The sequence below is a fragment of the Streptomyces antnestii genome (genome assembly GCF_004005495.1).
GTDB lineage: Bacteria > Actinomycetota > Actinomycetes > Streptomycetales > Streptomycetaceae > Streptomyces > Streptomyces antnestii.
In genome coordinates, this window is record NZ_RZYA01000023.1 from 42,175 (window position 1) to 66,259 (window position 24,085).

Annotated in this window: 26 protein-coding genes and 2 pseudogenes; 18 read left to right on the plus strand and 10 right to left on the minus strand. The window is 69.4% G+C overall.

Annotation, left to right across the window (positions count from 1 at the left end):
- Window positions 1-31 precede the first annotated feature (31 nt).
- A complete protein-coding gene (locus EOT10_RS33765; protein WP_127832183.1) occupies window positions 32-676 on the plus strand; it encodes a TetR family transcriptional regulator in 645 nt (214 codons plus the stop codon).
- Window positions 677-1,170: 494 nt separating this feature from the next.
- A pseudogene (locus tag EOT10_RS42265) lies at window positions 1,171-1,335 on the plus strand (pirin family protein); the annotation flags it as partial.
- Window positions 1,336-1,532: 197 nt separating this feature from the next.
- On the opposite strand, the gene dctA reads toward EOT10_RS42265, so the two are convergent.
- Window positions 1,533-2,948 carry a C4-dicarboxylate transporter DctA gene (dctA, locus tag EOT10_RS33780; RefSeq protein ID WP_127832185.1) on the minus strand — a complete coding sequence of 472 codons (1,416 nt, stop codon included), beginning with the start codon at window positions 2,946-2,948 and terminating at the stop codon, window positions 1,533-1,535.
- Window positions 2,945-4,063 (minus strand): PrpF domain-containing protein, encoded by a 1,119-nt coding sequence (locus EOT10_RS33785; RefSeq protein ID WP_127832186.1) that lies wholly within the window; start codon window positions 4,061-4,063, stop codon window positions 2,945-2,947. Before EOT10_RS33785 ends, dctA begins: the two co-directional genes overlap by 4 nt.
- Window positions 4,064-4,209: 146 nt before the next feature.
- Here EOT10_RS33785 and EOT10_RS33790 point away from each other — a divergent pair, with 146 nt between their 5' ends.
- From EOT10_RS33790 to EOT10_RS41480, 3 genes are all read left to right on the plus strand, one after another.
- A complete protein-coding gene (locus EOT10_RS33790) occupies window positions 4,210-5,115 on the plus strand; it encodes a LysR family transcriptional regulator (protein ID WP_127832187.1) in 906 nt (301 codons plus the stop codon).
- 118 nt (window positions 5,116-5,233) lie between these two features.
- Window positions 5,234-5,557: a plasmid stabilization protein gene (locus tag EOT10_RS33795; RefSeq protein ID WP_127832188.1), complete on the plus strand. Its 324-nt coding sequence runs from the start codon at window positions 5,234-5,236 to the stop codon at window positions 5,555-5,557.
- A gap of 98 nt (window positions 5,558-5,655) precedes the next feature.
- Window positions 5,656-5,811, plus strand: a complete 156-nt coding sequence (locus tag EOT10_RS41480) for a DUF6131 family protein (protein WP_189492393.1) — start codon at window positions 5,656-5,658, stop codon at window positions 5,809-5,811.
- A gap of 210 nt (window positions 5,812-6,021) precedes the next feature.
- Here the strand turns inward: EOT10_RS41480 and EOT10_RS33800 are convergent, their stop codons facing one another.
- From EOT10_RS33800 to EOT10_RS33815, 4 genes are all read right to left on the minus strand, one after another.
- Window positions 6,022-7,056 carry a cation diffusion facilitator family transporter gene (locus EOT10_RS33800; RefSeq protein WP_223281355.1) on the minus strand — a complete coding sequence of 345 codons (1,035 nt, stop codon included), beginning with the start codon at window positions 7,054-7,056 and terminating at the stop codon, window positions 6,022-6,024.
- 175 nt (window positions 7,057-7,231) lie between these two features.
- Entirely contained in the window at window positions 7,232-8,992 is a 1,761-nt protein-coding gene (polX, locus tag EOT10_RS33805) for a DNA polymerase/3'-5' exonuclease PolX (protein WP_127832189.1), read from the minus strand.
- 94 nt (window positions 8,993-9,086) lie between these two features.
- Window positions 9,087-10,166, minus strand: a complete 1,080-nt coding sequence (locus EOT10_RS33810) for a baeRF2 domain-containing protein (RefSeq protein WP_127832190.1) — start codon at window positions 10,164-10,166, stop codon at window positions 9,087-9,089.
- A gap of 143 nt (window positions 10,167-10,309) precedes the next feature.
- On the minus strand, window positions 10,310-11,311 hold the full coding sequence (locus EOT10_RS33815) for a zinc-dependent alcohol dehydrogenase family protein (RefSeq protein WP_189492410.1): 1,002 nt from the start codon (window positions 11,309-11,311) through the stop codon (window positions 10,310-10,312).
- 127 nt (window positions 11,312-11,438) lie between these two features.
- Here EOT10_RS33815 and EOT10_RS33820 point away from each other — a divergent pair, with 127 nt between their 5' ends.
- The 7 genes from EOT10_RS33820 to EOT10_RS33845 all read left to right on the plus strand — a co-directional run bounded on the left by EOT10_RS33820 (window position 11,439) and on the right by EOT10_RS33845 (window position 16,816).
- Window positions 11,439-11,756 (plus strand): hypothetical protein, encoded by a 318-nt coding sequence (locus tag EOT10_RS33820; protein WP_127832192.1) that lies wholly within the window; start codon window positions 11,439-11,441, stop codon window positions 11,754-11,756.
- Between the two features lie 281 nt (window positions 11,757-12,037).
- Window positions 12,038-12,691: a response regulator transcription factor gene (locus EOT10_RS33825; protein WP_127832193.1), complete on the plus strand. Its 654-nt coding sequence runs from the start codon at window positions 12,038-12,040 to the stop codon at window positions 12,689-12,691.
- Window positions 12,682-13,950 carry a sensor histidine kinase gene (locus EOT10_RS33830; RefSeq protein WP_127832194.1) on the plus strand — a complete coding sequence of 423 codons (1,269 nt, stop codon included), beginning with the start codon at window positions 12,682-12,684 and terminating at the stop codon, window positions 13,948-13,950. The genes EOT10_RS33825 and EOT10_RS33830 overlap by 10 nt, the downstream gene beginning before the upstream one ends.
- Window positions 13,951-13,988: 38 nt before the next feature.
- The gene (locus tag EOT10_RS33835; RefSeq protein ID WP_127832195.1) at window positions 13,989-15,260 is read left to right on the plus strand and encodes a COG4705 family protein; all 1,272 of its coding nucleotides are present in this window, start codon (window positions 13,989-13,991) and stop codon (window positions 15,258-15,260) included.
- Window positions 15,261-15,359: 99 nt separating this feature from the next.
- Window positions 15,360-15,509: a hypothetical protein gene (locus EOT10_RS41485; protein ID WP_189492396.1), complete on the plus strand. Its 150-nt coding sequence runs from the start codon at window positions 15,360-15,362 to the stop codon at window positions 15,507-15,509.
- Between the two features lie 8 nt (window positions 15,510-15,517).
- Window positions 15,518-16,180, plus strand: coding sequence for a response regulator transcription factor (locus EOT10_RS33840; protein ID WP_127832196.1), 663 nt, complete (start codon window positions 15,518-15,520; stop codon window positions 16,178-16,180).
- A 51-nt stretch (window positions 16,181-16,231) separates the two neighbouring features.
- Complete coding sequence (locus EOT10_RS33845; protein ID WP_127832197.1) at window positions 16,232-16,816, plus strand: DinB family protein; 585 nt, start codon at window positions 16,232-16,234, stop codon at window positions 16,814-16,816.
- Window positions 16,817-16,989: 173 nt separating this feature from the next.
- On the opposite strand, the gene EOT10_RS33850 is transcribed toward EOT10_RS33845, so the two are convergent.
- Complete coding sequence (locus EOT10_RS33850) at window positions 16,990-17,751, minus strand: SDR family NAD(P)-dependent oxidoreductase (protein WP_127832198.1); 762 nt, start codon at window positions 17,749-17,751, stop codon at window positions 16,990-16,992.
- 164 nt (window positions 17,752-17,915) lie between these two features.
- Between EOT10_RS33850 and EOT10_RS33855 the strand changes: the two genes are divergently transcribed.
- Entirely contained in the window at window positions 17,916-18,512 is a 597-nt protein-coding gene (locus tag EOT10_RS33855) for a TetR/AcrR family transcriptional regulator (RefSeq protein ID WP_127832199.1), read from the plus strand.
- 44 nt (window positions 18,513-18,556) lie between these two features.
- Here EOT10_RS33855 and EOT10_RS33860 read toward each other — a convergent pair whose 3' ends face one another.
- Together EOT10_RS33860 and EOT10_RS33865 are read right to left on the minus strand one after the other, a co-directional pair.
- Window positions 18,557-18,757 (minus strand): hypothetical protein, encoded by a 201-nt coding sequence (locus EOT10_RS33860; protein ID WP_189492398.1) that lies wholly within the window; start codon window positions 18,755-18,757, stop codon window positions 18,557-18,559.
- Window positions 18,758-18,968: 211 nt separating this feature from the next.
- Entirely contained in the window at window positions 18,969-20,639 is a 1,671-nt protein-coding gene (locus tag EOT10_RS33865) for an FAD-dependent oxidoreductase (RefSeq protein ID WP_127832200.1), read from the minus strand.
- A gap of 365 nt (window positions 20,640-21,004) precedes the next feature.
- Here EOT10_RS33865 and EOT10_RS33870 point away from each other — a divergent pair, with 365 nt between their 5' ends.
- Entirely contained in the window at window positions 21,005-21,361 is a 357-nt protein-coding gene (locus tag EOT10_RS33870; protein WP_127832201.1) for a UBP-type zinc finger domain-containing protein, read from the plus strand.
- A 94-nt stretch (window positions 21,362-21,455) separates the two neighbouring features.
- Here EOT10_RS33870 and ykgO read toward each other — a convergent pair whose 3' ends face one another.
- Window positions 21,456-21,578, minus strand: coding sequence for a type B 50S ribosomal protein L36 (gene ykgO / locus EOT10_RS33875; protein WP_127832202.1), 123 nt, complete (start codon window positions 21,576-21,578; stop codon window positions 21,456-21,458).
- Between the two features lie 476 nt (window positions 21,579-22,054).
- Between ykgO and EOT10_RS33880 the strand changes: the two genes are divergently transcribed.
- The 4 genes and pseudogenes from EOT10_RS33880 to EOT10_RS42685 all read left to right on the plus strand — a co-directional run bounded on the left by EOT10_RS33880 (window position 22,055) and on the right by EOT10_RS42685 (window position 24,060).
- Window positions 22,055-22,444, plus strand: a complete 390-nt coding sequence (locus EOT10_RS33880) for a dienelactone hydrolase family protein (protein WP_127832203.1) — start codon at window positions 22,055-22,057, stop codon at window positions 22,442-22,444.
- Between the two features lie 29 nt (window positions 22,445-22,473).
- Window positions 22,474-23,262, plus strand: coding sequence for an SDR family NAD(P)-dependent oxidoreductase (locus EOT10_RS33885; protein WP_127832204.1), 789 nt, complete (start codon window positions 22,474-22,476; stop codon window positions 23,260-23,262).
- 458 nt (window positions 23,263-23,720) lie between these two features.
- Window positions 23,721-23,819 (plus strand): annotated as a pseudogene (locus EOT10_RS43005) (hypothetical protein); the annotation flags it as partial.
- 109 nt (window positions 23,820-23,928) lie between these two features.
- On the plus strand, window positions 23,929-24,060 hold the full coding sequence (locus EOT10_RS42685) for a hypothetical protein (RefSeq protein ID WP_262985459.1): 132 nt from the start codon (window positions 23,929-23,931) through the stop codon (window positions 24,058-24,060).
- Window positions 24,061-24,085 lie beyond the last annotated feature (25 nt).

A 24,085-nucleotide genomic window follows, 5' to 3' on the forward strand; every position in this document is an offset into this window, starting at 1 on the left:
TTGCCCGGTGAGCCCCCGCCCTGAAGTCACCATGGCCCAGCGCAAACGCCAGCTCGTCTCCAACGAGCTGAGCGAAGCGGCGCTGCAGCTACTAGCGCTGAAGGGGTTCGACGCGGTCACCATCGACGAGATCGCGGCCACCGCCGGCGTGTCCAAGCGAACGTTCTTCCGGTACTTCGCCTCCAAGGAGGACGTGGTCGTCCAGTTCCTGGCCGACATGGGCATCGGCATGCGCGCAGCGCTGGCGTCTCGCCCCATCGAGGAGCAGCCTTCCGCGTCCCTGCAGCACACCGTCTGGGTCTCCATGGCCGCCTGCGCCGACCATTCCGACAGGGCATTGCGCGTGGTTCAGCTGATTCTGCGCACCCCCGCCCTGCGCGCACGCTTTCTGGAACGCCAGGACCAGTGGCGCGACGACCTGGCAGCAGAGTTGGCGCAGCGCCTGGGGTTCGACCCCGTCACCGATCTGTACCCGCAGCTAGCCGCCGGGATGGCGCTCACCGCCTTCGACGCCGTGCTGCAACGGTGGAGCGGTAGCGACGGCGCTGAGGACCCCGCCGAACTGACCGACCGGGCCTTCGCCACAATTGCCCCGGCGTTGGACTCTGTGTCCGCCGCTGCTACTGGTGGAACAGTGCCACAACGGTGCAGAGGCTCATCAAGCAACGTCGGCTAGGGCGCGTTGCGTTCGGAACAACGTCGCGAACGGCGATCACGCGTTCCGGTCTGGAACACCACCCATGACCGCGCATTCTGGCGACTGCTCATATGGGTGAGGAGGCGAGCAGTCCGGCCCGGACGTCGTCGGCCGGGGGCTCGGCGTCCGCTGTTGCGAGTCTCTGGAGGGGCCGCGGTCGCCGTCGGGACGGTGAAACGGACCAGTGACATCGGCGGCACGTCCTCCCACCCCAGCAGTCGCACAGCAACTGCTCCGGTTGCGTTGCGACGGACTTCGAGCCCGTGGATGTCCGTGGACGGATCTTGTACAGGTGCGGGCACTTGGACCATCGAGACTCAGGGTGCTCGCAATCTTTGAAGAAGGTGCCCATCCCGCGGGCGAGCGCGCGTGCCGCCATGTGTGCTGACTCCTCGGCGTCCGATGCTGACCTTTTGCTGACTGCCGAGGGTGTCCGGTACCTCTGACCTGGGGAGAACCGCAGTTTCCGTGGTATGTGGTGGAACTTCATCGGCAGATCGCAGGACGACATCACCCAGGCCGGGGAGGACTGGATGACCGGGTCGAGATTTGGGGAAGTGAAGGGATACGACGGAGATCCCCTGGCTGCGCCAGAACTGCCGTCTGTCACGCTGAAACCTCGGGGACGAGTGCGCTGACCTGCCTCTCCGTGGCGTGATCCAAACGAAGCCGGGTGAGGGGCAAATCGACTCGCCCGGCTTCTCTTCACTGCGATCGCAAATATCTCTTGGGGTGCCTTGGCCCCACGTCCGCGAGTCGCAGGTGTCGTCGTCCTGTTGAGACGTGGGCGGGTCGGCCCGGAGCGTCTGCTCCGGGCCGACCCGCCCACGCAGTATCAGCGTGCGACGGGGACAGGGTCGCGGGTTGGTTCGGGCAGCGCCTCGGGTGCGGGCGTCTGCTTCGGACCGGGCTCGGCCGGCACCGCAGAATGGGCGGGGGCAGGGGCGTAGGGGATCTCTCCGCGCAGGACGGCCTTGGCGCGGTCCTCGTCCAGCTCGCCCTCCCACCGGGCGACAGCCAGCGTGGCGACGCCGTTGCCGACCAGGCTGGTCAGGGCGCGGGCTTCGGACATGAACCGGTCGACGCCGAAGACCAGCGCGAGGGCGGCGGCCGGGACGTGCGGGACGGCGCTGAGAGTGGCGGCCAGGGCGATGAAGCCGGAGCCGGTGACGCCAGCGGCGCCCTTGGAGGTGAGCAGCATGACGGCCAACATGGCCAGCTGCTGGGTGAGGCTGAGGTGGACGCCGAGGGCCTGGGCGAGGAAGACCGAGCCCATGGTCAGGTAGATGGCGGTGCCGTCGAGGTTGAAGGAGTACCCGGCGGGCAGCGTGATGCCGACGACCGGTTTCGAGGCGCCCGCGTGCTGGAGCTTGGCCATCATGCGCGGCAGGACGGGCTCGGTGGACGAGGTGCCCAGGACGATCAGCAGTTCTTCCTTGATGTAGCGCAGGAAGGGCAGCAGCCGCAGTCCGTTCAGGCGCATCACGGTCCCGAGGACGACCAGGACGAAGAAGAGGGCGGTCAGCCAGAACGAGCCGACCAGCAGGGCGAGATGACGCAGGGTGCCCAGGCCGTAGTTGCCGATGGTGAAGGCCATGGACCCGAACGCGCCGATGGGGGCGAGCCGCATGATCCAGCGGATGAGCGTGAACAGGACCGTGGAGAACTTCTCGACGCCCCGGGCGATGCTCAGGCCGGCCTCTCCGCTGGCGTGCAGGCCGAAGCCGAAGAGCACGGACACCAGCAGCACCGGCAGGATCTCGTTGCCGGTCAGGGCGCTGATCAGGGTGGCCGGGATGATGGCGAGGGCGAACTGGGCGAAGCCCTCGTGGGCCGTGGTCGCCTCCGGCGGCAGGCCCTTGGCGGACAGGGTCGAGAGGTCGACGTGCAGACCGCTGCCCGGCTTGACGACGTTGACGACGACCAGGCCGATCACCATGGCCACGGTGGTCAGCACCTCGAAGTAGACCAGAGCCTTCAGGCTCACGCGGCCGACCGCGCGGGCGTTGCCCATGGAGGCGATGCCGTGGACGACCGTGCAGAAGATGATCGGCGCGATGAACATCTTCACCAGCGCGATGAAGCCGTCGCCGAGCGGCTTCAGGTCAGCGCCGACGGACGGCCACAGCCCGCCCACGGCGGCGCCGAGGAGGACGGCGATCAGGCACTGGATGTAGAGGTGGGACAGCATCCGCCGGATGCGGCCCGGTGGTGCGGTGACGGTGCCCGGGGCAGCTTCGTTGCGGCTCATGCGGGGCGTCCTTCCAGGACGGGAACGAGGAGTTCGGCGCGGGCGATACGCCGGGCGGCGCGGTGCAGGAGCACCGTGGGGGACGCGCCGTCCGGTGCGGGGACGGCCTGCGTGGTGATCACGCCGGCGGGGGTGCCCAGACGCAGCGTGCCGTCGGCGGTCTGCCGGGCGACGCGGTGGGCGAGGGTGCCGGGGGTGGCGGCGGCCGCGGCCAGGGCCACGGCGGAGGTCAGGCCGATCGCCGGGTGTGGGGCGTGCATGGAGACCATGCGAACGGCCAGGTCGTACTCGTCCTGGTTGACGAGTGTGCCCTGTGTGGTGCGATAGGGGGCGGGCCGGGCGACGATGCCCACTTTCGGTACCGCGTGGCTGACCGGATCGCCCTCGCGGGCCAGGCCCATGGCCAGCGCTGCCTGGCGGCGCAGCAGTGTCAGGGAGGGCACCGCGGTGGCGAACGCGGTGAGGGATTCCGTGCCGTCGAGGCCGAACGCCTTGGCCTCGAAGAGCGCGGCCGGGGCGCCGGCGTCGACGAGGGACGCCTCGACGGGGCCGTCCGGGCCGGTCAGTTCGTCCAGTGCCCGGCCGGTCGGCAGTGCGCGGCCGGTCGTCGAGCCCGCCGGGTCCTGAAACCCGAGCAGGACCGGCACGCCCTGCGCCGACGTGCCCGGCACCACGGCCGTGCCCTCTTCCGGGGCCTCGCCCGCAGGCGTGGGGATCGTGCCGGTGAGGCGGGCCCCGGTGTTGACGTTGAGCATGTGGACGGTGGTGGTGTCCGAGGTGATCGGCACGAGCTTGTGGTGGACGGCGTACAGGGCCACGGCGGTGGCGCAGTTGCCGCAGTTGCTGGCCCACTCCACGCGCTCATCGCCGATTCCGACCTGCGCGAAGGCGTACTCGACATCCACACCGGCCTGGGTCGACGCCTGTACGACGGCGGCCTTGGAGGTGGTGGAGGAGGCGCCGCCCACGCCGTCGATCTGACGGGGGTCGGCGGCGTTGAAGGCGGCGAGCAGCAGGGCATCGACCTCCACGCCCGTGGCGACCACGTCGCGGTGGTCGAAGATCCAGCACTTGCTGGTACCTCCACGGATCATCTCGCCCTGCAGACGCAGCACAACTAGCTCCTCACAGACATGGAAAGGGAAGCCCAACGACGGTCTCGCCGTGCGTGGTGTCCTCCACGGTGGGTTACGGCAGCGTGAAGTACAATCTCGGAAATCTGCATGGCCATTAAGCTGAAGTGAACGCTGGAGGTAGCGGCATGCTGGACGTCCGGCGCATTTTGCTGTTCACCGAGGTCGCCCGGCGCGGCTCGGTGACAGCTACCGCCCGCGCCCTCAACTACACGCCCTCAGCGGTGTCTCAGCAGATCAGCCGCCTGGAAGTGGAGGCAGGACAGCCCCTCCTCGAACGCCACGCCCGGGGCGTCACGGTCACCGACGCCGGCCGGGCGCTGGCCGAACGAGGGGAACGGATCGAACGCGAACTGCGGGCCGCGGATAACGAACTCGCCGACTTCGCCGGGCTGCGCGCGGGCACGCTGCGCATCGGCACCTTCCCCACCGTCGGCGCCTCGCTCCTCCCGCAGGCCGTGATCGCCTTCCGGGACGCCCACCCCGACGTGCGGCTGACCGTCCGCAGCGCCCGTATCGCCGGACTCTGGACCATGCTGGAGAACCGGGAGATCGAGATGTCGCTGATGTGGGACTACGACTGGAGCCGAATCGACCGGGAGGACATCGTCGTCACCCCCCTCCTCGATGATCCGCCGGCCCTTCTCGTCAGCGACCACCATCCACTCGCCGGCCGTGACGCCGCCTCACTCGCCGACTTCGCGGACGACCCCTGGATCACCCGCGCCGAACGTCACCCGGTGGCCGAAGCCCTCGTCCGCGGCTGCCGCGCGGTCGGCTTCGAGCCGCACATCGCCTACGAGGCGCACGACTATCAGGAAGCCCAGGCCATGGTCGCCGCCGGTATCGGCGTCGCCCTCGCCCCCACTCTGGCCCTGGAGGGCATTCGACCCGGCGTCGACGTCCTGCCCCTCCAGCCGCCGGCCCCCGTCCGACGCATCCTCCTGGTTCACATGGCCGACCACTCGCTCACCCCCGCCGCCCTGACCTTCGCCGGACTCCTCCGCGACGCCGCAGCAGCCCGATCCCTCTGACACCGAACCCCGCCCACCGGTCATGGAACCGTCGCGCTCACCGCCACCAATCCAGGCCCCGCGCTTGGGTGTTGGACCTGAGCAACAGGAACCACCGGATTAGCCGGAAGGAGTGGCCATGCCACGCGGCTCGAGCTCGAAACGGGAACGCCAGTACGAGCACATCAAGGAGAGTGCCGAAGCTCGTGGGGAGAGTACCGAGCGCGCGAAGGAGATCGCAGCGCGCACGGTCAACAAGGAACGCGCCCGCTCGGGCGAGTCCAGGACCGCTAGCAAGTCCTCCACTCAGGACATGCCGTCGTCGAAGCGCGGTGGTCAGCGCTCCCACAGCGGCGCCGAGGGGCCCACGTACGACCAGTTGTACGCCGAGGCCCAGCGTCGCAACATCCATGGCCGGTCCTCGATGAACAAGGAGGAGCTCAAGCAGTCCCTCGGCCGGTGACGACGGCGCCGAGGACCGGCCGGGCCAGGTGGGCGCCCGGCCGAGTCGCCGCTTCGCGGAGGGGTATCCGTGAGGCGTCGACTGACCTGGAGGCCATCGTGATCATTCTCGGGATCATCCTGCTGGTCGTCGGATACGTCACCGGCATCAGCATCCTGTGGTCGATAGGAATCCTTCTGCTGATCATCGGACTCGTCCTCTGGACCCTCGGCGCGTTCGGCCATGCTGTGCGCGGCCGCCGGCACTACTGGTGACGAGGCTGCCCCGCCATGGCACGCACGGTATGGAACGGAGCTCTGACCTTCGGTGTCCGCAACAAGCGTGTCGACGAACGCACCGGAGGAGGTGCCGCTGGACGAGATGGTCCGAGATGGTCAAGGGCTTCGACGCCGGCGACGCGTACGTGCTCGTCGAGCCCGGTGAGCCGGAGGACATCGTGCCCGGCCGGTCACGGCAGCTGGAGATCAGCGGATCCATGGACCTGGAGGACGTCGTCCGCGCCGCAGGAGGCGGGAGAGCCGGCCGCCCAGGACGGAGGCGGTGGGCGCCGATGAGCGCCGGTCCTCCTCGGGGCCGGGCGCCTCGGTGATGTCCAGGAACACATACTCGGCCTGCGGCCACTGGTCGCTGATCCGCCGTTTGAGCCGGACGCAGACCAGTTCGACCTCCTCGCTGTCCAGGCCGGGTGCCAAGTCGACGCGGGCGGCGACGAGTACGGAGTCCAGTCCCAGCTTCATCGTCAGTAACGCCGCGACCTGGTCGACCTCGTCCTGGGACGCGAGGAAGTCACCGATCCGGTCGCGCAGACGCGTGTCGACGGCCTCGCCGATCAGCCGGTCGCGCGCCTCCCATGCGAGCCGATAGGCCACGCACACCAGCAGCAGCCCGATTCCCATGGAGGCGCCGGCCTCCCAGACCACCTGCCCGGTCGCCAGGTGGAGCCCGATGCCGGCCGCCGCGAGGAGAACACCCGCCACGGCTGTCGCGTCCTCCGCGATCACCGTGCGCAGCGCCGGGTCGGACGCGCCCTCCCGGTGCCGGCGCGCCTGGTAGAGGGCGCGGACCAGGGAGGCGCCGTCGGCCAGCAGCGCAACTCCGAGCACCGCCAGCCCCGCCAGGTAGCCGTTCAGCGATTCTTGCCGGTCCGTTCGTATGGCCTGAACGCCCTGATAGAACGAGAAGCAGCCGCCCATGACGAAGATCCCCACCGCGGCCAGCAAGGCCCAGAAATAGCGCTCCTTGCCGTAGCCGAACGGGTGCCGCTCGTCGGCGGGGAGCTTGCTGCGGCGCACGGCGATGAGGAGGAACACCTCGTTCAGGCAGTCCGCGACCGAGTGGGCCGCCTCCGACAGCAGCGCGGGGGACCCGGCGAAGAGACCGGCAACCGCTTTGGCCGCGGCGATCACGAGGTTGGCCGCGAGAGCGACAAAGACGGTGATCCGCGTACGCACGTCCCGGGCGCCGGAGTCGCGATCGCCACGACCGTCAGTGCCTGTCACTGGCGCTGCCCTTCAGTCTGATCTGGCAGTCCTGGCCCGCCCGTGTGGATGATATGCCGCCAACTGTTCAGGCTCATCCCTTTTGCTGCTGCTTGGGGTACCGGAACGCCCAGGGAAGGGGAACGCATTGCGCGACTGCCGCACGATCGTCTCGTCGGGACTCTGTTCGGTTCGGTCAGCCGCGGGACCTGCGAGCGGTCCTTCCCTTGAGCAAGAAGCTCCGCAGGCGGGTCTCCGGCCAGGTGTTGATCACGTCGTCCCTGGTGAGCCAGCCGCGCTGTGCCGTGCCCACGCCGTACCGCATGTTGGCCAGGTGGACGGTGGCATGGGCGTCGCTGTCGACGGAGAACTTCACGCCGTGCCTCTTGGCTCGCAGAATGTCCTCGTCGCGCAGATCCAGCCGGTCGGGGTGGGCGTTGATCTCCAGGGCGGTGCCGGTGCGCGCACACGCGGCGAAGATCTCTTCGAGGTCGGCGTCGATGGGCGGCCGCTTGCCGATGAGCCGGGTGGTGGGATGGCCGATGATGTTGACACAGGGGTTCTCGCAGGCCCGGACGATCCGCCGGGTCAGTGCCTCGCTTCCCTGGTTGAAGTGTGAGTGCACCGAGGCCACGCACAGGTCGAAGCCGGCCAGGAACTCCTCGGGCCAGTCGACGGTGCCGTCAGGGCCGATGTTCAGCTCAGCGCCGTGCAGGAGTCGCATTCCGCCCCGCCGGCCACGCGTTGTGTGCTCGCCGTCGAGTTCCCGGACGCGGTCGCGCTGGGCCAGGATGCGTTCATCGGTCATCCGCTGCATGTACAGGTTCGGGCCGTGATCAGTGACTGCGTAGTAGGCGTAGCCGCGCTCGGCGGCCGCGGCGACCATCTCTTCCAGCGGGGCCAGGCCGTCGGTGAGGTCGGTGTGGGTGTGGAGATCGCCCCGGATGTCCGTCTCCTGGACCAGGTCGGGCAGTTCGTCGTGCAGTCCGGCCTCGATCTCGCCGCGGTCCTCGCGCAGGGTGGGCGGGATCCAGGGCAGGCCGAGCCGGGCGTAGACGTCCTCCTCGGTCTCGGAGGCGATCTTCTTGCCGCTCTCGGCGTCGAAGAGCCCGTACTCGGAGAGCTTGAGCTTCTGGTGGACGGCCAGCTCCCGGGTACGGATGTTGTGCGCCTTGGAGCCGGTGAAGTACTGCAGTGCCGCGCCCCAGGAGTCCGGCGGTACGACACGCAGGTCGACGGACAGGCCCTTGGTGGTGCGGATGGACGTCTTCTTCTCGCCGTGCGCGATGACCTCCGAGACGTACGGCAACTCGGTGAAAGCCCGCATCACGGGCGCCGACCTGTCAGCCGCGGCGAGGACGTCGATGTCGCCGATCGTCTCGCGGAAGCGGCGCAGTGAACCGGCGTAGGTGCAGCGCTGACAGCCGGTCGCCCGGGACAGCTCGGTGACGATGTCGTCGGCGAGGTCCATGGCGACGTCGAGCAGGGCCCGTTCTCCGGAGGACTGCAGGAGTTCGATGCCGTGGAGGATGTTCTCCTCCGTCTTCGGCCCGAAACCCTTCAGGTCGCGCAGCCGTTCGTCGTGGATGGCGTCGGCGAGTTCCTCGACGGAGGAGATGCCCAGTTCCTCGTGCAGGGCGCAGGCCTTCTTCGGGCCGAGCGTGGGGATGGCGGTCAGCCGGCGGACCCCGGTGGGGATCTTCGCCCTCAGCTCCTCGACGGCGGACACGCTGCCGCTGCGGAAGTACTCGAGGATCTTCTCGGCGATGGACCTGCCGACGTTGGGGATCTCCTGGAGGCCCTTGACGTCAAGGGTGGACACATCGGCGTGGTAGCCGCCGATCGACCGGGCAGCCTTTTCGTAGACACGTGACTTGTACGCGTCTCCGCCATTGATCGAGATCAGGTCCGCGTATTCGTGGAACAGCGCGGCCACCTCGTCGTTGGACCGAGCCATGATTCCCGAGTAGACAGACGACACCCTGTTCATGCGTGCCGAGCACGTCCGCGTGCCCTGGAAACTGCATGGGCTCACGCGGCAGGCCGTGCGGTCAGTAGCGCAGGAGCGCGCCGATGCCGTCCTCCAGGGGTGTCTCTTCGCGGGGGACGACGATCAGTTCCGCACCGGTGGTGACGGCGGCATAGAGCAGCGCGGCGTCGGCGGGCTGTCTCTCGTAGCCGGCGACGCCGAAGGTTTGCAGCTCGGTGGGAGACAGGGCGATCTGGTCGGGGTCGGTGCCGAGCCAGATGGGGGGCCACTCCTCGAATGGGTGGTCGACGACAACGGCATCGGCCTGTCCGCGTTGCAGGGCCGCAACGGTGGCGGGCAGGCCCTCGCCGGCGCGGTTGCGAGCGCGCTGGGCGGCAAAGCTTTCCAGCCGGTCGCGGTCGTGGGCGGAGAGACGGCCGCGGAAGAGAGCGGCAAGTTGCCGCTCGAGCAGGGCGCGGCCGCTCTCCGCGTCCTCTCCGTCACCGGGGACAACGGCTACGCGGCTGCGGAGCGGGGCGGGCAGGCGGTTGACCAGGACGCCCCGGGCCCAGGTGTCGCCGCAGACCACGAGAGTGTCGGCGTGGCCGAGGTCGACGAGGTGGGCCAGCTCGTCGGCGAGCCGCCCGGCCTCCTCGTGCCAGCTGTGGATGGGCATGCGCAAGTCGGTCAGGGCCCGCGGGGCGACCGCACTGCTCGGCCAGCGTCCGGTCTGCAGCTCCACCTGCACATCTCCGGGCGCGCTGTCGCCGTCCCTTGCTCCGACGCGAGTGAGGACAACGGCCGCGTAGGGGATGTCGGGGGCATGCTGCAGTGCCAGGGGCATGGCATCGGGAAGCGCGGTGTACTTCGCCTTGTCGACGGGAGGAGGCTGGAGCAGCTCCTCGGTGAGGACCAGTTCGCCGTGGGTGGCGAACAGTGCCTGGCCGTGCCAGCCGGGCACGTCGGCGTCGGTCCCGACGGCGTCGGCGGAGGCGTCGGCGGTGGCCGGGTCGGCGCCGAGCGCGATCAGGTCCGAGCGGGTATGGCGCCTGCGCAGCTCGATCGCCCTGTCCGGGTCATCGATGTCCCGGGAGGTGTCCACGTAGACGGAGGCGTACGGGCCGGGTCTGGCATACAGCGAGTAGAGAAAATGCAGCCGCATGAGAGGCGCTCCTTGCTCTGGTTCACGCGCACGACGCGGTGACGTCATGGGGCTCCCACCGCAGGGCTCACTTTTCACCGGGTAGCCAAGGCAGCTCCCCGCAATCGCCGGGAGACCGTTGGCCTCCATGCATCACCGATCCCTTACGGCCCGCCGGGCATGCGGAGCACGGCCACGCCGTGGACGCGGTCGGCGGCGAGGTCGTCCAGGGCCGTGTCGGCGTGGGCGAAGTCGTAGGGGGAGAGGGTCGGTCGCGGCCGGTGCTCGGCGGCGGCGGAGAGGAAGGCGCGGCCGTCCTCGCGGGTGTTGGCGGTGACGCTGCGGACGGTCCGTTCGCGGAAGAGGTGCCTCTGGTAGTCCAGCGGCGGGATGTCGGAGAGGTGGATGCCCGCGATGGCGAGCGTTCCGCCGCTGGCCAGTGCTTCGAGGGCCACCAGGACGAGGGCGCCCTCAGGGGCGAAGAGGATGGCGGAGTCCAGTGGTTCGGGCGGTCCCGTCCGGGCGTCGCGTGCCGAGGCGGCGCCGAGTTCGCGGGCGAGGGCCTGGGCGGCGGGGGAGCGGGTGAGGACGTGGACGGTGGCGCCCTGGGCGAGGGCGAGCTGTGCGGTGAGGTGGCCGGAGGCGCCGAACCCGTAGATGCCGAGCCGGCCGCCGGTGGGGAGGTCCGCCCGGCGCAGCGCCCGGTAGCCGATGATCCCGGCGCAGAGCAGCGGCGCCAGCTCCTCGGCGGAGTACCCGGCGGGCATCTCGTACGCGTAGTCCGCGGGGACGGTCGCGTACTCGGCATAGCCTCCGTCCGCGTCCCAGCCGGTGTGGACCGATGAGAGGCACAGGTTCTCCCGGCCGCGCGTGCAGTACGGGCAGGCCCCGCACGTACCGCGCAGCCACGGGATGCCGATCAGAGCACCGACTTCAAATCCAGTGACCCCACTGCCCGTGGCCACGACGTCACCGACGGCCTCGTGGCCGGGCACGACCCGGTCGCGGTGCGGCAGCAGGTCGTGGTCGCGGACGTGCAGATCGGTACGGCATACCCCGCAGGCCCGCACGCGGACCAGCAGCTCGCCCGGCGCCGGGACCGGTACGGGCAGTTCCGCGCGCTCCAGGCCGCCCGGGCGGTCGGCGGAGACGACCCAGGCCGCCATCGTCTCCGGAATCGAGGCATCCATCACGGGCCTCCCTCGGTTCGCCGTGAAGTCCGGACACCTCCATCCTTGGAGCCCAGCCTGCCTCGCGCATGCCGGGACGGCCATGGCCGGGGATCCTCGGAACATGACCGAGAACGAGATCAAGCTCAAGGCCATCGCCGCTCTCACGGCTCTGCGCGCGGGTGACTCGGAGAACTTCGTCTCGGAACTCCTCGGGGAGGTCATCCCCGATCAGTTCGAGGTCCCTGTCGGGGCCTCGACACAAGAGGTCGGTATGGCCGTACTGCGCCAGGCAGCCGAGCCGATGAGCGCTCTGATCAGCGGATTCATCACCGCCTTCGGGGCGGTCGCGGACGCCTACGATGAAACGGGCGCCGAGCCGCACACCGATGCCGTCCTCCAGGAACTGGCGCTGCGCCTGGCAAGCGACGACATGGGATGACGAGCTGCGGAGGAGGCCGGGGTCCTGTCGCCCGCTCGGCTCAGCTTTCGTCTGTCCCTGCCGTGGCGGACGGGTGTTCCGGGGGTTCGGTGACGGACACGGTTCGCCCTGCGCGCCCACGCGCTCCAGGCCGAGGTCCATGAGACCGACCCGGGCCAACCTCGCGGAACTCCGCGGTGTGAAGCCCTCTGAGACGTTCGTGTGAGTACGGTTCTCGCCGCCTGTCAGGGCTCTGACCAGCGCGAATGGAGAACTCTCGCCGGAGTGCCTAGGGTCAGCGCGTGGCTTTTATCATGGTGTGCGAAGACGACGCGGCGGTTCGCGACGTCCTCAAGCGCGCCCTCGAGCACGACGGCCATACGATCGCGGTCGCGCCCACGGCGGACAGCCTGCTGCGGCACCTTGAGCCCGTCCCTCACCTGGTCGTCCTGGATCTGGGGCTCCCGGACGCGGACGGCCGCGATGTCTGCCTGGCGCTGCGGGCACGTGGCGTGGATGCCCCGGTGCTGATGCTCACCGCTCTGGACGGCATGCATCACAAGGTGGGCGGCTTCGAGGCCGGAGCCGACGACTACATGACGAAACCGTTCGACATACCTGAATTGCTGGTGAGGGTCCGCGCCCTGCTGCGCAGAACCACCGCGACGACCCCGCCGAGAGGCGTCCTTCTCGATCCGGCGAAACATGTCGTGATCCACGGTTCGACGAGCGAGAGCCTGACCCCGACCGAGTTTCGGCTGCTGGGCAGGCTCATCTCCTCGCAGGGCGACGCCGTACGCCGCCACGCCCTCGTCGCCGCCGGGTGGCCGCACGGCGCACAGGTCAGCGACAACACCCTTGACTCCTACGTCCGCCGGCTGCGGACCAAGCTCGGTGCGCTGGGCGTGGCCGATCGCCTGGCCACGGTCCGTGGGGTGGGCTACCGATGGGAGTGACGGGCTTCCGCGGGAGGGTCGTCGCGCTTGCGGTGCTGATCGCGACAGCGGTGGTCGCCGTGCTGGTGGTGGTCTCCCACGTGCTGCTCAGCCAGGTGATCGACGCTGACGCGAACACTCTGGCGCATTCGCGTGCGGAGGCGGTGGCGGCGAACGTGACCGTACGCAAGGGCCACGTCGCGCTGATCGAGGGCGGCAACGAGGCGCTGGACACGGTCGCGTGGGTGTATGCCGACGGTCACCTCGTCGACGGGCTCGTGCCGGGCGGCGTCCGTGACCGCGTCGAGGCGCTTGCCGACTCCGGGCGGTCCCAGTCCACCACGGTCGGCAATTACCTTCTGCACGCCCAGCCGATCCCGCTCGAAGGCCACCACGTCGTGGCGGTCGTGAGGGTGGATCTGACGCCGTACGAGACGTCTGAGCAGCGCAGCCTGGCGATGTCGCTCATTCTGGGCGGCATCTCGATCCTGCTCGCGGGCGTCGTCGCACGCATCGTGGTGGGGCGTGCGTTGCGGGTGGTTCACGAAATGGCCGCTCTCGCCGACGACTGGGGCCATCACGAACCCGGCCGCCGATTCGACCTCGGCGTTCCTCGCGACGAGTTCGGAGAGCTCGGGCGAACTCTCGACCGCCTGCTTGACCGTGTGGACAACGCGCTCGCGGACGAACGCCGGCTCACCGATGAGATCGCCCACGAGCTGCGGACGCCTTTGACGGCCCTGCGGGGCGAGGCACAGTTGGCGCAACTCTCCGGTCACCAGGTGGCACCGGAGGCTGTTCTGACCGAGGTCGACCGCCTGAACACGGCGATCACCACGATTCTGGGTGCCGCCCGGACGCGGATCGACGGCGGTACCCGCTGCGATCTCAGGGCGGCGGCGCGGCAGGCGATCGCCGGGCGCTCCATCGAACTCGCCGTCCCGGCCGACGTCGACGTCGCCGTGGCAGGCGAGCTCGTCGTGGCTGTGTTGTCACCCCTGCTGGAGAACGCCCTGCGGCACGCGAACTCGCGCGTCCGGGTCACCGCCCGCGTCGAGCCGCAAGGCGCCGTGATCGATGTCCTCGACGATGGCCCGGGGTTCGATCCGGCGGAGGTCGACCGGGTCTTCGAAGCGGGCGTGACCAGCGGCGACGGGCACGGCCTTGGGCTGGCCGTGGTGAAGCGTCTCGCCGCGTCCGCGGGTGTGGCCGTCCGTGCGGTCGCGGATGGTCACGGTCGCGTCGAGGTGACCTTCCCCACGCCGGAGGCGATCGCGTAGTCAGGTTGTGTGCAGGTTCCCTGCGTAAACCTCACTGCATGACAACGACAACGGAAGCACCCCCACGCAGCGGGCGGCTCATGCTCAACAAGGTCCCCGAGGTCACCATCTGGTTCTGGGTGATCAAGATCTTGTGCACGACCGTCGGTGAGAGCTTCGCCGACTGGATCAACATGAAGCTGGGCGTCGGCCTGGTGAACACGGCATGGATCTTCACGGCGGTGTTCGTGGTGGTCCTGGCCGTCCAGCTGCGGCTGAAGCGGTACGTCCCGTTCCCGTACTGGCTGACCGTGGTCGTTGTCAGTGTCACGGGCACGCTGTACACCGACATCCTGACCGACCAGCTCAACGTGCCGCTGTGGATCAGTTCCGCGGTCTTCTCGGTGCTGCTCGCCGTGGTCTTCGGCGTGTGGTGGCTGCGTGAGCGCACGCTGTCGATCCACGCGGTCACCACGCTCCCGCGTGAGTCGTTCTACTGGCTGACCGTCCTGGTCACCTTCGCGCTCGGCACCGCGACCGGCGACTGGACCCTGGAGCTGACCGGCTGGAGCCCGGGCGTCTCGGTGCTGCTGCCGCTCGGCCTCATCGCGGCGATCACGGTGCTGCGGAAGTACGGCGCCAACCCGGTGCTGTCGTTCTGGCTCGCGTACATCCTGACCCGCCCGCTGGGCGCCAACATCGGTGACTGGCTCGCCGCCCCGAAGGTCGCTCAGCCGGGCGAGCCGACCGGTCTCGCGCTGGGCACGTTCACCACCAGCCTGATCTTCCTCGGCCTGATCCTGGCGACGGTGGTCTACCTGACCGTGACGCGTTCGGATGTGACCGAGACCTACGAGGCGGCCCACGCCGAACCGGTCACCGGCGACCTGCGCAAGGAGCGCGTCGGGTTGGCCGGCTTCGGAGTGCTGGCCGCCGCCACCGCGGCCCTGCTGATCTGGGCCCATGGTCAGCCGCACGTCGGACCGGCGCCGGAGACCGATGCCACCTCCACCGTCAAGCTCGCCCCTGGCCAGGCCGTGAAGAAGTTCCCGCCGAAGAAGGTCGACGCACTCAAGGCACTCGCATCGACCGCGCTCAAGGACGCACAGTCGGGGAACGCGAAGGGGGCCCACGCGGCCACCCAGTCGCTGCGAGACCTCTGGGATGCCGACCAGGCCTCGTTGCAGCCGCTGGACAACACCGGCTGGACGTTCCTCGACGCCCAGATGGACCTGGTCCTGAAGACCTTCGGCATCGACCACCCGAACCCGCCGGAGTCGCCGGCCCATCAGGAGGCCGAACTCAAGACCCTCCTCACGGACATGCGCTGACGGACCTGATCGGCGGCGGCTTCCCTGAGGTCGCCGCCGATCCCGCTCTCGCGGTGCACGGGATCAGGGGCGCAATGGTCGCCGCCCACCTTCGACGAGGTGCTGCCCGAGCAGCTGCACGAGGCCGCGACGGTGCGCGGCCTCGCCCCGGTTCTGCCCTGGGTGCGCGTCGACGTCGAGCTCGTCATCGAGGTCGCCCCCGGCAGAGGCGGCCAAGTACCCGATACGACCCACAAGGCCGGAGACTGACGTAGACCGTGCGGCACAAGATTCTGGTGGTCGAGGACGATCACGTCCTGCGGGACGTGCTGCGCCGCTGGTTGTCCGAGGAGGACTTCGAGCCCGTCCTGGCCCCCGACGGTGCCACGGCTCTGCGGCTGGCCGCTGGTGACATCTCGGCGGCCGTCCTGGATATCGGTCTGCCCGACGCGGACGGCCGGGACGTGTGCCAGGCGATGCGCGCCAACGGTTTCCGGGCCCCGGTGATCTTCCTGACGGCCCGGCAGAACCTCACCGACCGTCTGTCGGGGTTTTCGGCAGGCGGCGACGACTACTTGCCCAAGCCCTTTCATCTCGCCGAACTCGCCGCCCGACTGCGGGCGTTCGTCAAGCGCGCGGCATCGGGCCCGGCGACCGCGGCCGGCGACCTGGTCCTAGACGCGGTCGGCCACAGCATCACCGTGCACGGCACCGTCGTCGCCCTGTCCGTCACGGAGTTCCGCGTCCTGGCCAGACTCGTGGCCGCCGACGGGGACATCGTGCGTCGCAGCGATCTGATCACGGTCGGCTGGACCGAGGGTGCCCAGGTCAGCGACAACACGCTGGACCAGTACCTGACCCGGCTGCGCCGCAAGCTGCGTGAGGCCGGCAGCGCGCTGACGATCGGCACGACGCGCGGGATCGGACACCGCCTGATGTGACGTTCATGGGGATCTTGAGACCGCGAGCAGCCCATGGCAGGCTCATGCCGCATGATCGATGACTTCGCGAAGGACAACCTGCACGGGAGACTGCGGCGGGACCGCGAGGCGCTGCTCTGGAAACTCGACGGCTTGTCCGAATACGACGCCCGCCGACCTTTGACAGCGACCGGGACCAACCTCCTCGGCCTGGTCAAACACGTGGCCACCGTCGAGGCCAGATACTTCGGCGAGGTCTTCGACCGCCCTTCCCCGGAACCGCTGCCCCGGTGGCAGGACTCCGACGGCAGCGATCAGTGGGCGGCCGAGTACGAGACCCGCGACCAGATCATCGGGTTCTACCGGCGCACGTGGGAACACTCGGACGCGACGATCAACGAGCTTCCCCTCGACGCCCCCGGCCACGTGCCGTGGTGGCCGGAGACTTGTCCCAACACGAACCTGTTCGCCGTCATGGTCCATGTCCTCGGCGAGTCCGTCCGGCATGCCGGGCACGCCGACATCCTGCGCGAGGGCCTCGACGGCCGGACCGGGCTGCGCCCCGAACACGAGAAGCAGATCGACGAGGAAGCCCGTGCAGCCCACTGCGCGAAGATCGAGCAGGCCGCCAGGGCGGCCGCACCGATCAAGGCTTAAGGCTTAGTCAGCGTTCGGTTCTCGGTTGAGGCGTCGGCGGTCTTCTTCGGGCAGTCGGCGATCTGCTGCATCTCATTGACGCCCGACTCGAGTTCGCGCTGGTAGTTCTCCCACAGGGGCGCGAACTTCGCCTTCGACTGTTCACCCGGCCCGTGGTGTACGGGGGCGGGGCCTCAGACCTGCGCCATGCCGCCGTCGGCGAACAGCTCGACTCCGGTGATGAAGCTGGACGCGTCGCTGGAGAGGAAGGCCGCGGCCTTGCCCATCTCGCGGGGGTCGGCGATGCGGCCGGTGGGGTTGCCCTCGCCCATCTTCCGGACTGCGGCGGGCACGGCGTCGGCGCCCTGTGCCATGCCGAGGGCGCTGCGCAGGGACTCGGTGTCGACGGCGCCGGGGCTGAGGACGTTCATGCGGATGCCGGAGCCCTTGATGTCCTGGATCCAGGACCGGATGAACGCGCGCACCGCGGCCTTGGCGCCGCCGTAGAGGCCCATGCCGGCCGGAGGCTGGATGGACGCGGTCGAGCCGATGATGACGACGGTGCCACCGGACGGCAGCAGCGGGATCGCGGGCTGGACGGTGAACAGGACGCCCTTGGCGTTGACGCCGAAGGTGCGGTCGAACTGCTCCTCGGTGATGGCGCCGAGTGGTGCGTGGGCGCCGATTCCGGCGTTGGCCACGACGGCGTCGAGGTGCCCGTGCCGGGCGATGACCTGCTGGTACGCCGCTTCCATGTCCGTGAGCTCGGTGACGTCGGCGACGATGCCGGAGCAGTTCGGGCCGATCGTGGCGACTGCCTTGTCCAGAGCGTTCTGCTGGAGGTCGGTGATGACCACGTGGGCGCCCTGGTCCACGAATTCCTGGGCGATTCCCAGGCCGACGCCGGACGCTCCGCCGGTGATGACGGCGACCTTGCCTTCGAGGGGGAGGCTCATGGGTTTTCTCCTCTGGGTGGGTGTGCACGCGCCATGGGTACGGCAGCGGTGGGTGCCCGTGGGGGGTGCCCTACACTCGTTAAGTGGAGGCGCCGCCGCTTACAGTAAAACCGTAACCGGAGATGCCTCCACTTAGCAATGCCGGCGAGGAAGGAGTCTTTTCGATGACCGCAGGGACCTCAGGGGCCTCAGACGCCGGGCGGCCGATGCGGGCCGACGCGCGGCGTAACCGGGAGAAGATCCTGTCCGTGGCCGTACGGGTCTTCGCCGAGGAGGGGCTGGATGCGCACCTCGAACGCATCGCCAAGGAAGCGGGCGTCGGCTCCGGCACCCTCTACCGGAACTTCCCGACCCGCGAGGCGCTGATCGAGGCCGCCTATCGCAATGAACTGAGCCGGCTCTGCGACGCCGCCCCCGACCTCCTGGCGGCCATGCCCCCGCGTGAGGCGCTGCGTGCCTGGATGGGGCGCTTCATCGACTACGCCACCGCGAAACTCGGTATGGCCGAGGCCCTGCGCGCCGTCGTCGACTCCGGCGTCAACCCCTATGCCCACAGCCGCGAGTTGATGATGACCGCCCTCACCTCGCTCCTGGACGCCGCGACCGCCGCCGGGACCATCCGGTCGGACATCAGTGCGGCCGACATGTTCGCCGCCCTCACCGGCGTCGCCCTCGCCTCAGGCAAGCCCGAACAGCGCGAACAGGCCGAACGCCTCCTCGACCTGACCCTGGACGGACTCAGGTACGGCGTGACTGACTAACTGATCGCTCAGCGGCTTGATGCCGCGCTTCCTCGGTCGACGGCTCACTTCGCGTGGTGGCGGCGCAGATTGGCGGCGAGGATGCGGTCGAGTGTGCGGTCGGGCAGTAGGCGGGTCAGGCGGGTGACGAGGGCTGCGTCTCGGCCCGCGGTGTAGCGGGGGCGGGGTCTGCGGGTCGTCACTGCCTTGGCGATGACTCGGGCTGCGGCGTCGGCGGTCAGGCCTGACGCGGTGCGCGTGGCCATCAGCTTGCTGTTCGCCTGGATCAGGTAGGCGTAGCGCTCTTCGTGCTCGAGCGGCGGTCCGTATGTCAGTGGGCGGCCACAAGTTCCATTGCCAGACAGATAGTTGACAGGTCGCGTACGCGGTGGGCGCGGTAGGGCGTCGGGCGGTCGCGGTGTGCCCGCCAGGAGCGGTTGGTGTCCAGCCATGAGCGCCGGCCGGCGGATTCGGCGGTCATGGAATTTCCGCCCTGTCGGCCCGCCGGCGTTCGAAAACGAGCCGCACGGCCGCGGAGCCTTCACCGACCGCCGCGGCGACCCGCTTGACGCTGCCGCTGCGTACGTCTCCGACGCAGAAGACGCCGGGCATGCTCGTCTCGAAGGGGAACGGTGCTCGCATGTCCGCCGGAAGGCCGGTGAGGTCGTGCCCGGTGAGCAGGAAGCCCTTGGAGTCGGTGGCCAGTTGGTCGTCGAGCCATCCGGTGCAAGGGGTCGCGCCGATGAACACGAACACCGCGCCGACGTCCAAGGCCGAGTGTTCCCCGGAGGCGTGGTTGACGACCTCGAGCCCCGTGACCGACGAATCCCCCGTGATGCCGACCGCCTCCGTACGAACCCGGACGTCGATCCTCGGGTTGGAGACGATCGCGTCGATCAGGTAGCGGGACATCGAGTGGTCCAAGTCCGCTCCGCGGACCAGGAGATGCACCCGATCGCAGGTCCGGGACAGGAACATCGCGGCCTGACCCGCCGAGTTCGCGCCGCCGATCACGGCCACCGGCCGTCCGCGCGAGTGTTTGGCCTCCGTCACTGTGGCGGCGTAGTAGACACCGTTGCCCTCCCACGCCTCGATGCCGGGGACGGCCAGGCGCCGGTACTCGGCTCCGGTGGCGATGATGACGTCGCGAGCCCTGAAGACCCGCCCGTCGTCGCAGGTGACCATGTGCAGGCCGGCGCGGCTGGTGAAGGCCGTGGCCCGGGCGTTCCGGTGGAGCTCGACCCCGAACTTCGTGGCCTGGATCGTCCCGCGGGCGGCCAGCTCGGCGCCGGAGAGACCGGCGGGGAAACCGAGGTAGTTCTCGATCCTCGACGACGTACCTGCCTGGCCCCCGAAGGCCGCCGCATCGATGAGAGCCGTATCGAGACCCTCCGAAGCGCCGTACACCGCTGCCGCCAGACCGCCCGGGCCGCCGCCCACGACCAGCAGATCGCAGACGTCATGCTCGGGGGCGGTCGCGCCCGGCGGCTCCCCGAACTCGGCGGCGAGGTCGGCCGGGTCGGGATTGCGCAGCAGTGGCCGGCCGGGGATCAGGACGATGGGGAGGTCCGAGACGGGGACCTGGAGCTCACGCAGGAGCGCCTCGGCGTCCGAGTGCTCTTCGAGGTCCATCCAGCGGACAGCCGTCCTGCTCAGCGAGAACGCTTGCAGCAGCCGGCGGCACCGCTCGTCGTAGCGGGAACCGATGACGGTCAGGCCGGCGCCTCTTCGCAGCAGATTCGCCCGGCGTTCGAGGAAGGTCCGAAGGATGTACTCGCTCAGCTCGGGGTCCTGCGCGACGAGCAGCTGGATCTGGTGCACCGATACGCGGAGCAGTCGGCCCGGTGTCCGCATCACACCGTAGAAGCGCGAGCGCTCGCCCGTCAGCATCCCGATCTCGCCCAGGAACTCCCTCGGTCCGAAGGATGCGACCAGGCGCTCGTCCGCCGCGCCGAGTCGTTCGACGATGTCCGCGGTCCCTTCAAGGACGACGAAGAAGTCGTAGGACGGATCGCCCGCCGAGAAGAGGACGTCGCCCGAGGCGGCCGAGAGCTCCGCCCCGAGTGCCGTCAGCCGCGTGAGGTGATCGCCGGAGAGCGGCGCGATCGGGGCCCACGACGGGTCCCTGCCTCGTTCGACGTCGGCCATGTGATGCCTTCCTTCACCTGGGCGGCAAGCATGATCTGTCCTTGGAGTAACCAATGCTCCGACGGGCCCGGCAACCTGTCCCTCACCTGAAGAGGTGAGAGGCCTGCGGTCACGAAGGCCGGATCACCTGAACCGGTGAGCGTCCGGTGGGCGGCCGACGTGGACCTCCGACCCACCTCGCCATCACGCGAACAGGTGAGGGTGCCGGCTCAGTCACGTATTCAGGTGATGCCGTGCCCCGCGTCCGCGCGCGACCATGTCACCGTCCGGCGAGCGTTCGCCGACGGCGGACCTTCACGTCAGGCTGGCAGGGAACGGTGGTCGGGCCAGATCGTCCCGGCGCGCTGCGACGTGGAGGAGAGCTCATGATTCCCGAGAACGCTGTTGACCCGTCGGTGCCGCCGAGTGGCACGGGCTGCGTCGAATGCGACGAGGTCGGTGGGTGGTGGGTGCATCTGCGGCGCTGTGCCCTGTGCGGGCACGTCGGCTGCTGCGACGACTCCCCGGCCAAGCACGGCACGGCACACGCCCAGTCCACCGGGCACCCGGTGATCCGCAGCTTCGAGCCGGGTGAGGCCTGGTTCTGGAACTACGCCACGTCCGAATACTTCGAGAGCGGCCCTGAGCTGGCCCCGCCGTTGAGCCACCCCGCCGATCAGCCGGTTCCCGGCCCGGCCGGCCGGGTTCCCGCCGACTGGACCGAACGACTCGACGCGCACTGAAGCCCCCGTCCAGCGCGTGATCACCACGCGCCGGACAGGTCCTTACGGCCCCCGGACAGGTCCTTACGGCCTGTCGTCTCCTTACGGACTGTCGTCATCCCTGGCGGGCCTTGAACCGGGGGTCCCGCTTGTTGATCACGAAGGTCTTGCCGCGGCGGCGGACCACCTGCGCGCCCGGCTTGGCCTTCAGCGAGTGCAGCGAATTACGTACCTTCATCGGCTCGTCCTTCCCTTGCCCCGCGCCGCCTGTGATGGCGGCGGGGACACGTCAACGTGGTCGGGCCCGCGCTTGTTCCCGCCGACGCGGGCGCCGCCACAGGCTGACGCGGCGCTGTCCGAACAGTCCGGCGGCTGCCACGACCGGAGTCATGCCACATCCGTCGTATGACTACGCCGGACAGGCGGGGCACGGAGGTCATTCGACTGAGGTGGAGTTGTGCCGCCGAGATCGTGACGGGCACATCCGTGACCAGCGCGATCGACGTCGGCGTCGGTCACCGCAGCGCGCGGTGCGACCTGGCACACAGTCGTGTTGCAGCCGGGTGAGCGGACAGCACGCAGGTAACTTTCGGATGCTGGCTGCCAGGCCCGACACCGGGATCTCGGCGGTAGATCGGTCCCTGGTTCAAAGAAGGCTCGGTCCGCGGTGTGTGACGCGGACGGCCAAACCCTGGCACCCCGGAGAACGCGGCCATGACGACCTCGATGCCCGTCCTGTTCATCCACGGACTATGGCTGCACGCCACGTCCTGGGGGGACACGCTCCCGATCGCCTTCGGTAACCCTGTTTCGGAGGAAGGGTCCAACGAACTGTTCGAACGCTGGACGATCCCGGCGCCGGGCAAGTCGTTGTCCGAGGCCGCGTTGGCGAACTTCACCCCGCATTCGCCCGCTGAGGTCGACACGGCCAATGCCGTGCGCGGACCTCTGCTGCTGATGAGCGGTGGCAAGGACCACACCGTGCCGGAGTCCGTGAATCGGGCCACGCTCAAGCAGTACCGCCGCTCCGATGCCGTCACCGACATCAGGGACTTCCCCGACCGGGGACACTCGCTCACCTGGTTGCGCAGGCAGGGCCTGTAGCAAGCGGGCGGACTCGAAAGGATCTGCCAATGGAACTCGGACTCGCCGGCAAGACCGCGGTCGTCACCGGTGCCGGCCGGGGGATCGGCCTCGCCATCACCCGCGCGCTGGCCGACGCCGGCGCGCGTGTGGTGGCCGGATCCCGGTCGGTCACCGCCGAACTCGGCGAGCTCGCCGCCGACGGCCAAGTCGTCGCGGTGGAGGTCGACCTGGCCGAGCCGTCCGGCCCCACGAAGCTGATCAACGCCGCCACGGCCGCGTTCGGCGGTGTGGACGTGCTCGTCAACAACGTCGGGGGAGTCCGACCGCGGACCGGCGGATTCCTGGAGGTGACCGACGAGGACTGGACCTCGGCGTTCACCCTCAACTTCCTGAGCGCAGTGCGTGCCACGCGAGCAGCCCTGCCGTCGCTCCTGGAGAACGGCGGCGGAAGCATCGTCACCGTGTGCTCCGTCAACGCCGTCCTGCCCGACCCACTGGTGATCGACTACGGCGCGGCCAAGGCGGCGCTCGCGAACTTCTGCAAGGCCCTGTCGAAGGAAGTCGGGCCGCGCGGCATCCGCGTCAACACCGTCAGCCCCGGCCCGGTCGCCACCCCGTTGTGGCTGGGCGAGGCGGGTGTCGCGGCCACGGTCGCCCAGGCCTCGGGGCTGGCTGCCGACGAAGTGGCCAAGCGGGCCACCGCCGACTCCGCCACCGGCCGCTTCACCCGGCCCGAAGAAGTGGCCGACCTCGTCCTGTTCCTGGCCGGCGAGAGCGCGGGAAACATCACCGGCGCCGACTTCGTCATCGACGGCGGTCTCATCAAAACCCTGTGACGTAGAGGCGTCCGGGGAGTCCAGCCGCGTTCGCCACAGGCACCGTAAGCACCACGGTCGAGGCCGCAACCGAGCCAGGGCCGAGGCCCGCGAAGCACGCGGTGGAGCAATCACCGCCCATGTTCGGCGAGCGCACGTCCAGGGGGGGGGCGAGCATGCCAAGCCGCGCAACCGTGAGCGACGGTTCGCCATCGTGTGAGTCAGCCGGAGCGAGCGGCTCTGAAAAATCGAACGAGTGCTTATTCGCTCGATGGGGGCTGCTGCCGACAACGAAGGGTGACGGTAACCCGGCAATATCCGCACACGTTCGCCAGCACGCGCCCGTCCCCGACGAGCCGGTCCCCGCGCCCGCGCCGAAACTCGCCCCGGCCGTCGCCGAACTCACCACCTGCGCAAGCCTCATGGACCGGGCCGAGCGGCTCGGCGGCACCGGGGTCCATGCCGACCGCCCGGTCACCATGGAGGAGCTCGGACAGTCCTCCGGATTCATCCTCTACGAGACGACCCTTCCGGAGGCGTTCCGCACGGTGCTCCGCGTCGAGCACGTACGCGACCGGGCCCAGATCGTCGTCGACGGGCAGCCGGTCGGCGTCCTGGAGCGGGAGAACCACGAGCACGCGCTCACCTTCCTCGTCCCCCCGGCGGGGCACCCACCTGGCCGTACTCGTGGAGAACCAGCGGCGCGTCAACTACGGCCGGGCCATGCACGACCGCAAGGGCCTGCTCGAACTGCACGGCTCGACCACCCGGACGGTGGCGCTTCGCGGCACACCCGACCTGGGACCCGTCGAGGACTGAGGCCGAAACGGACTGATCGATCCCT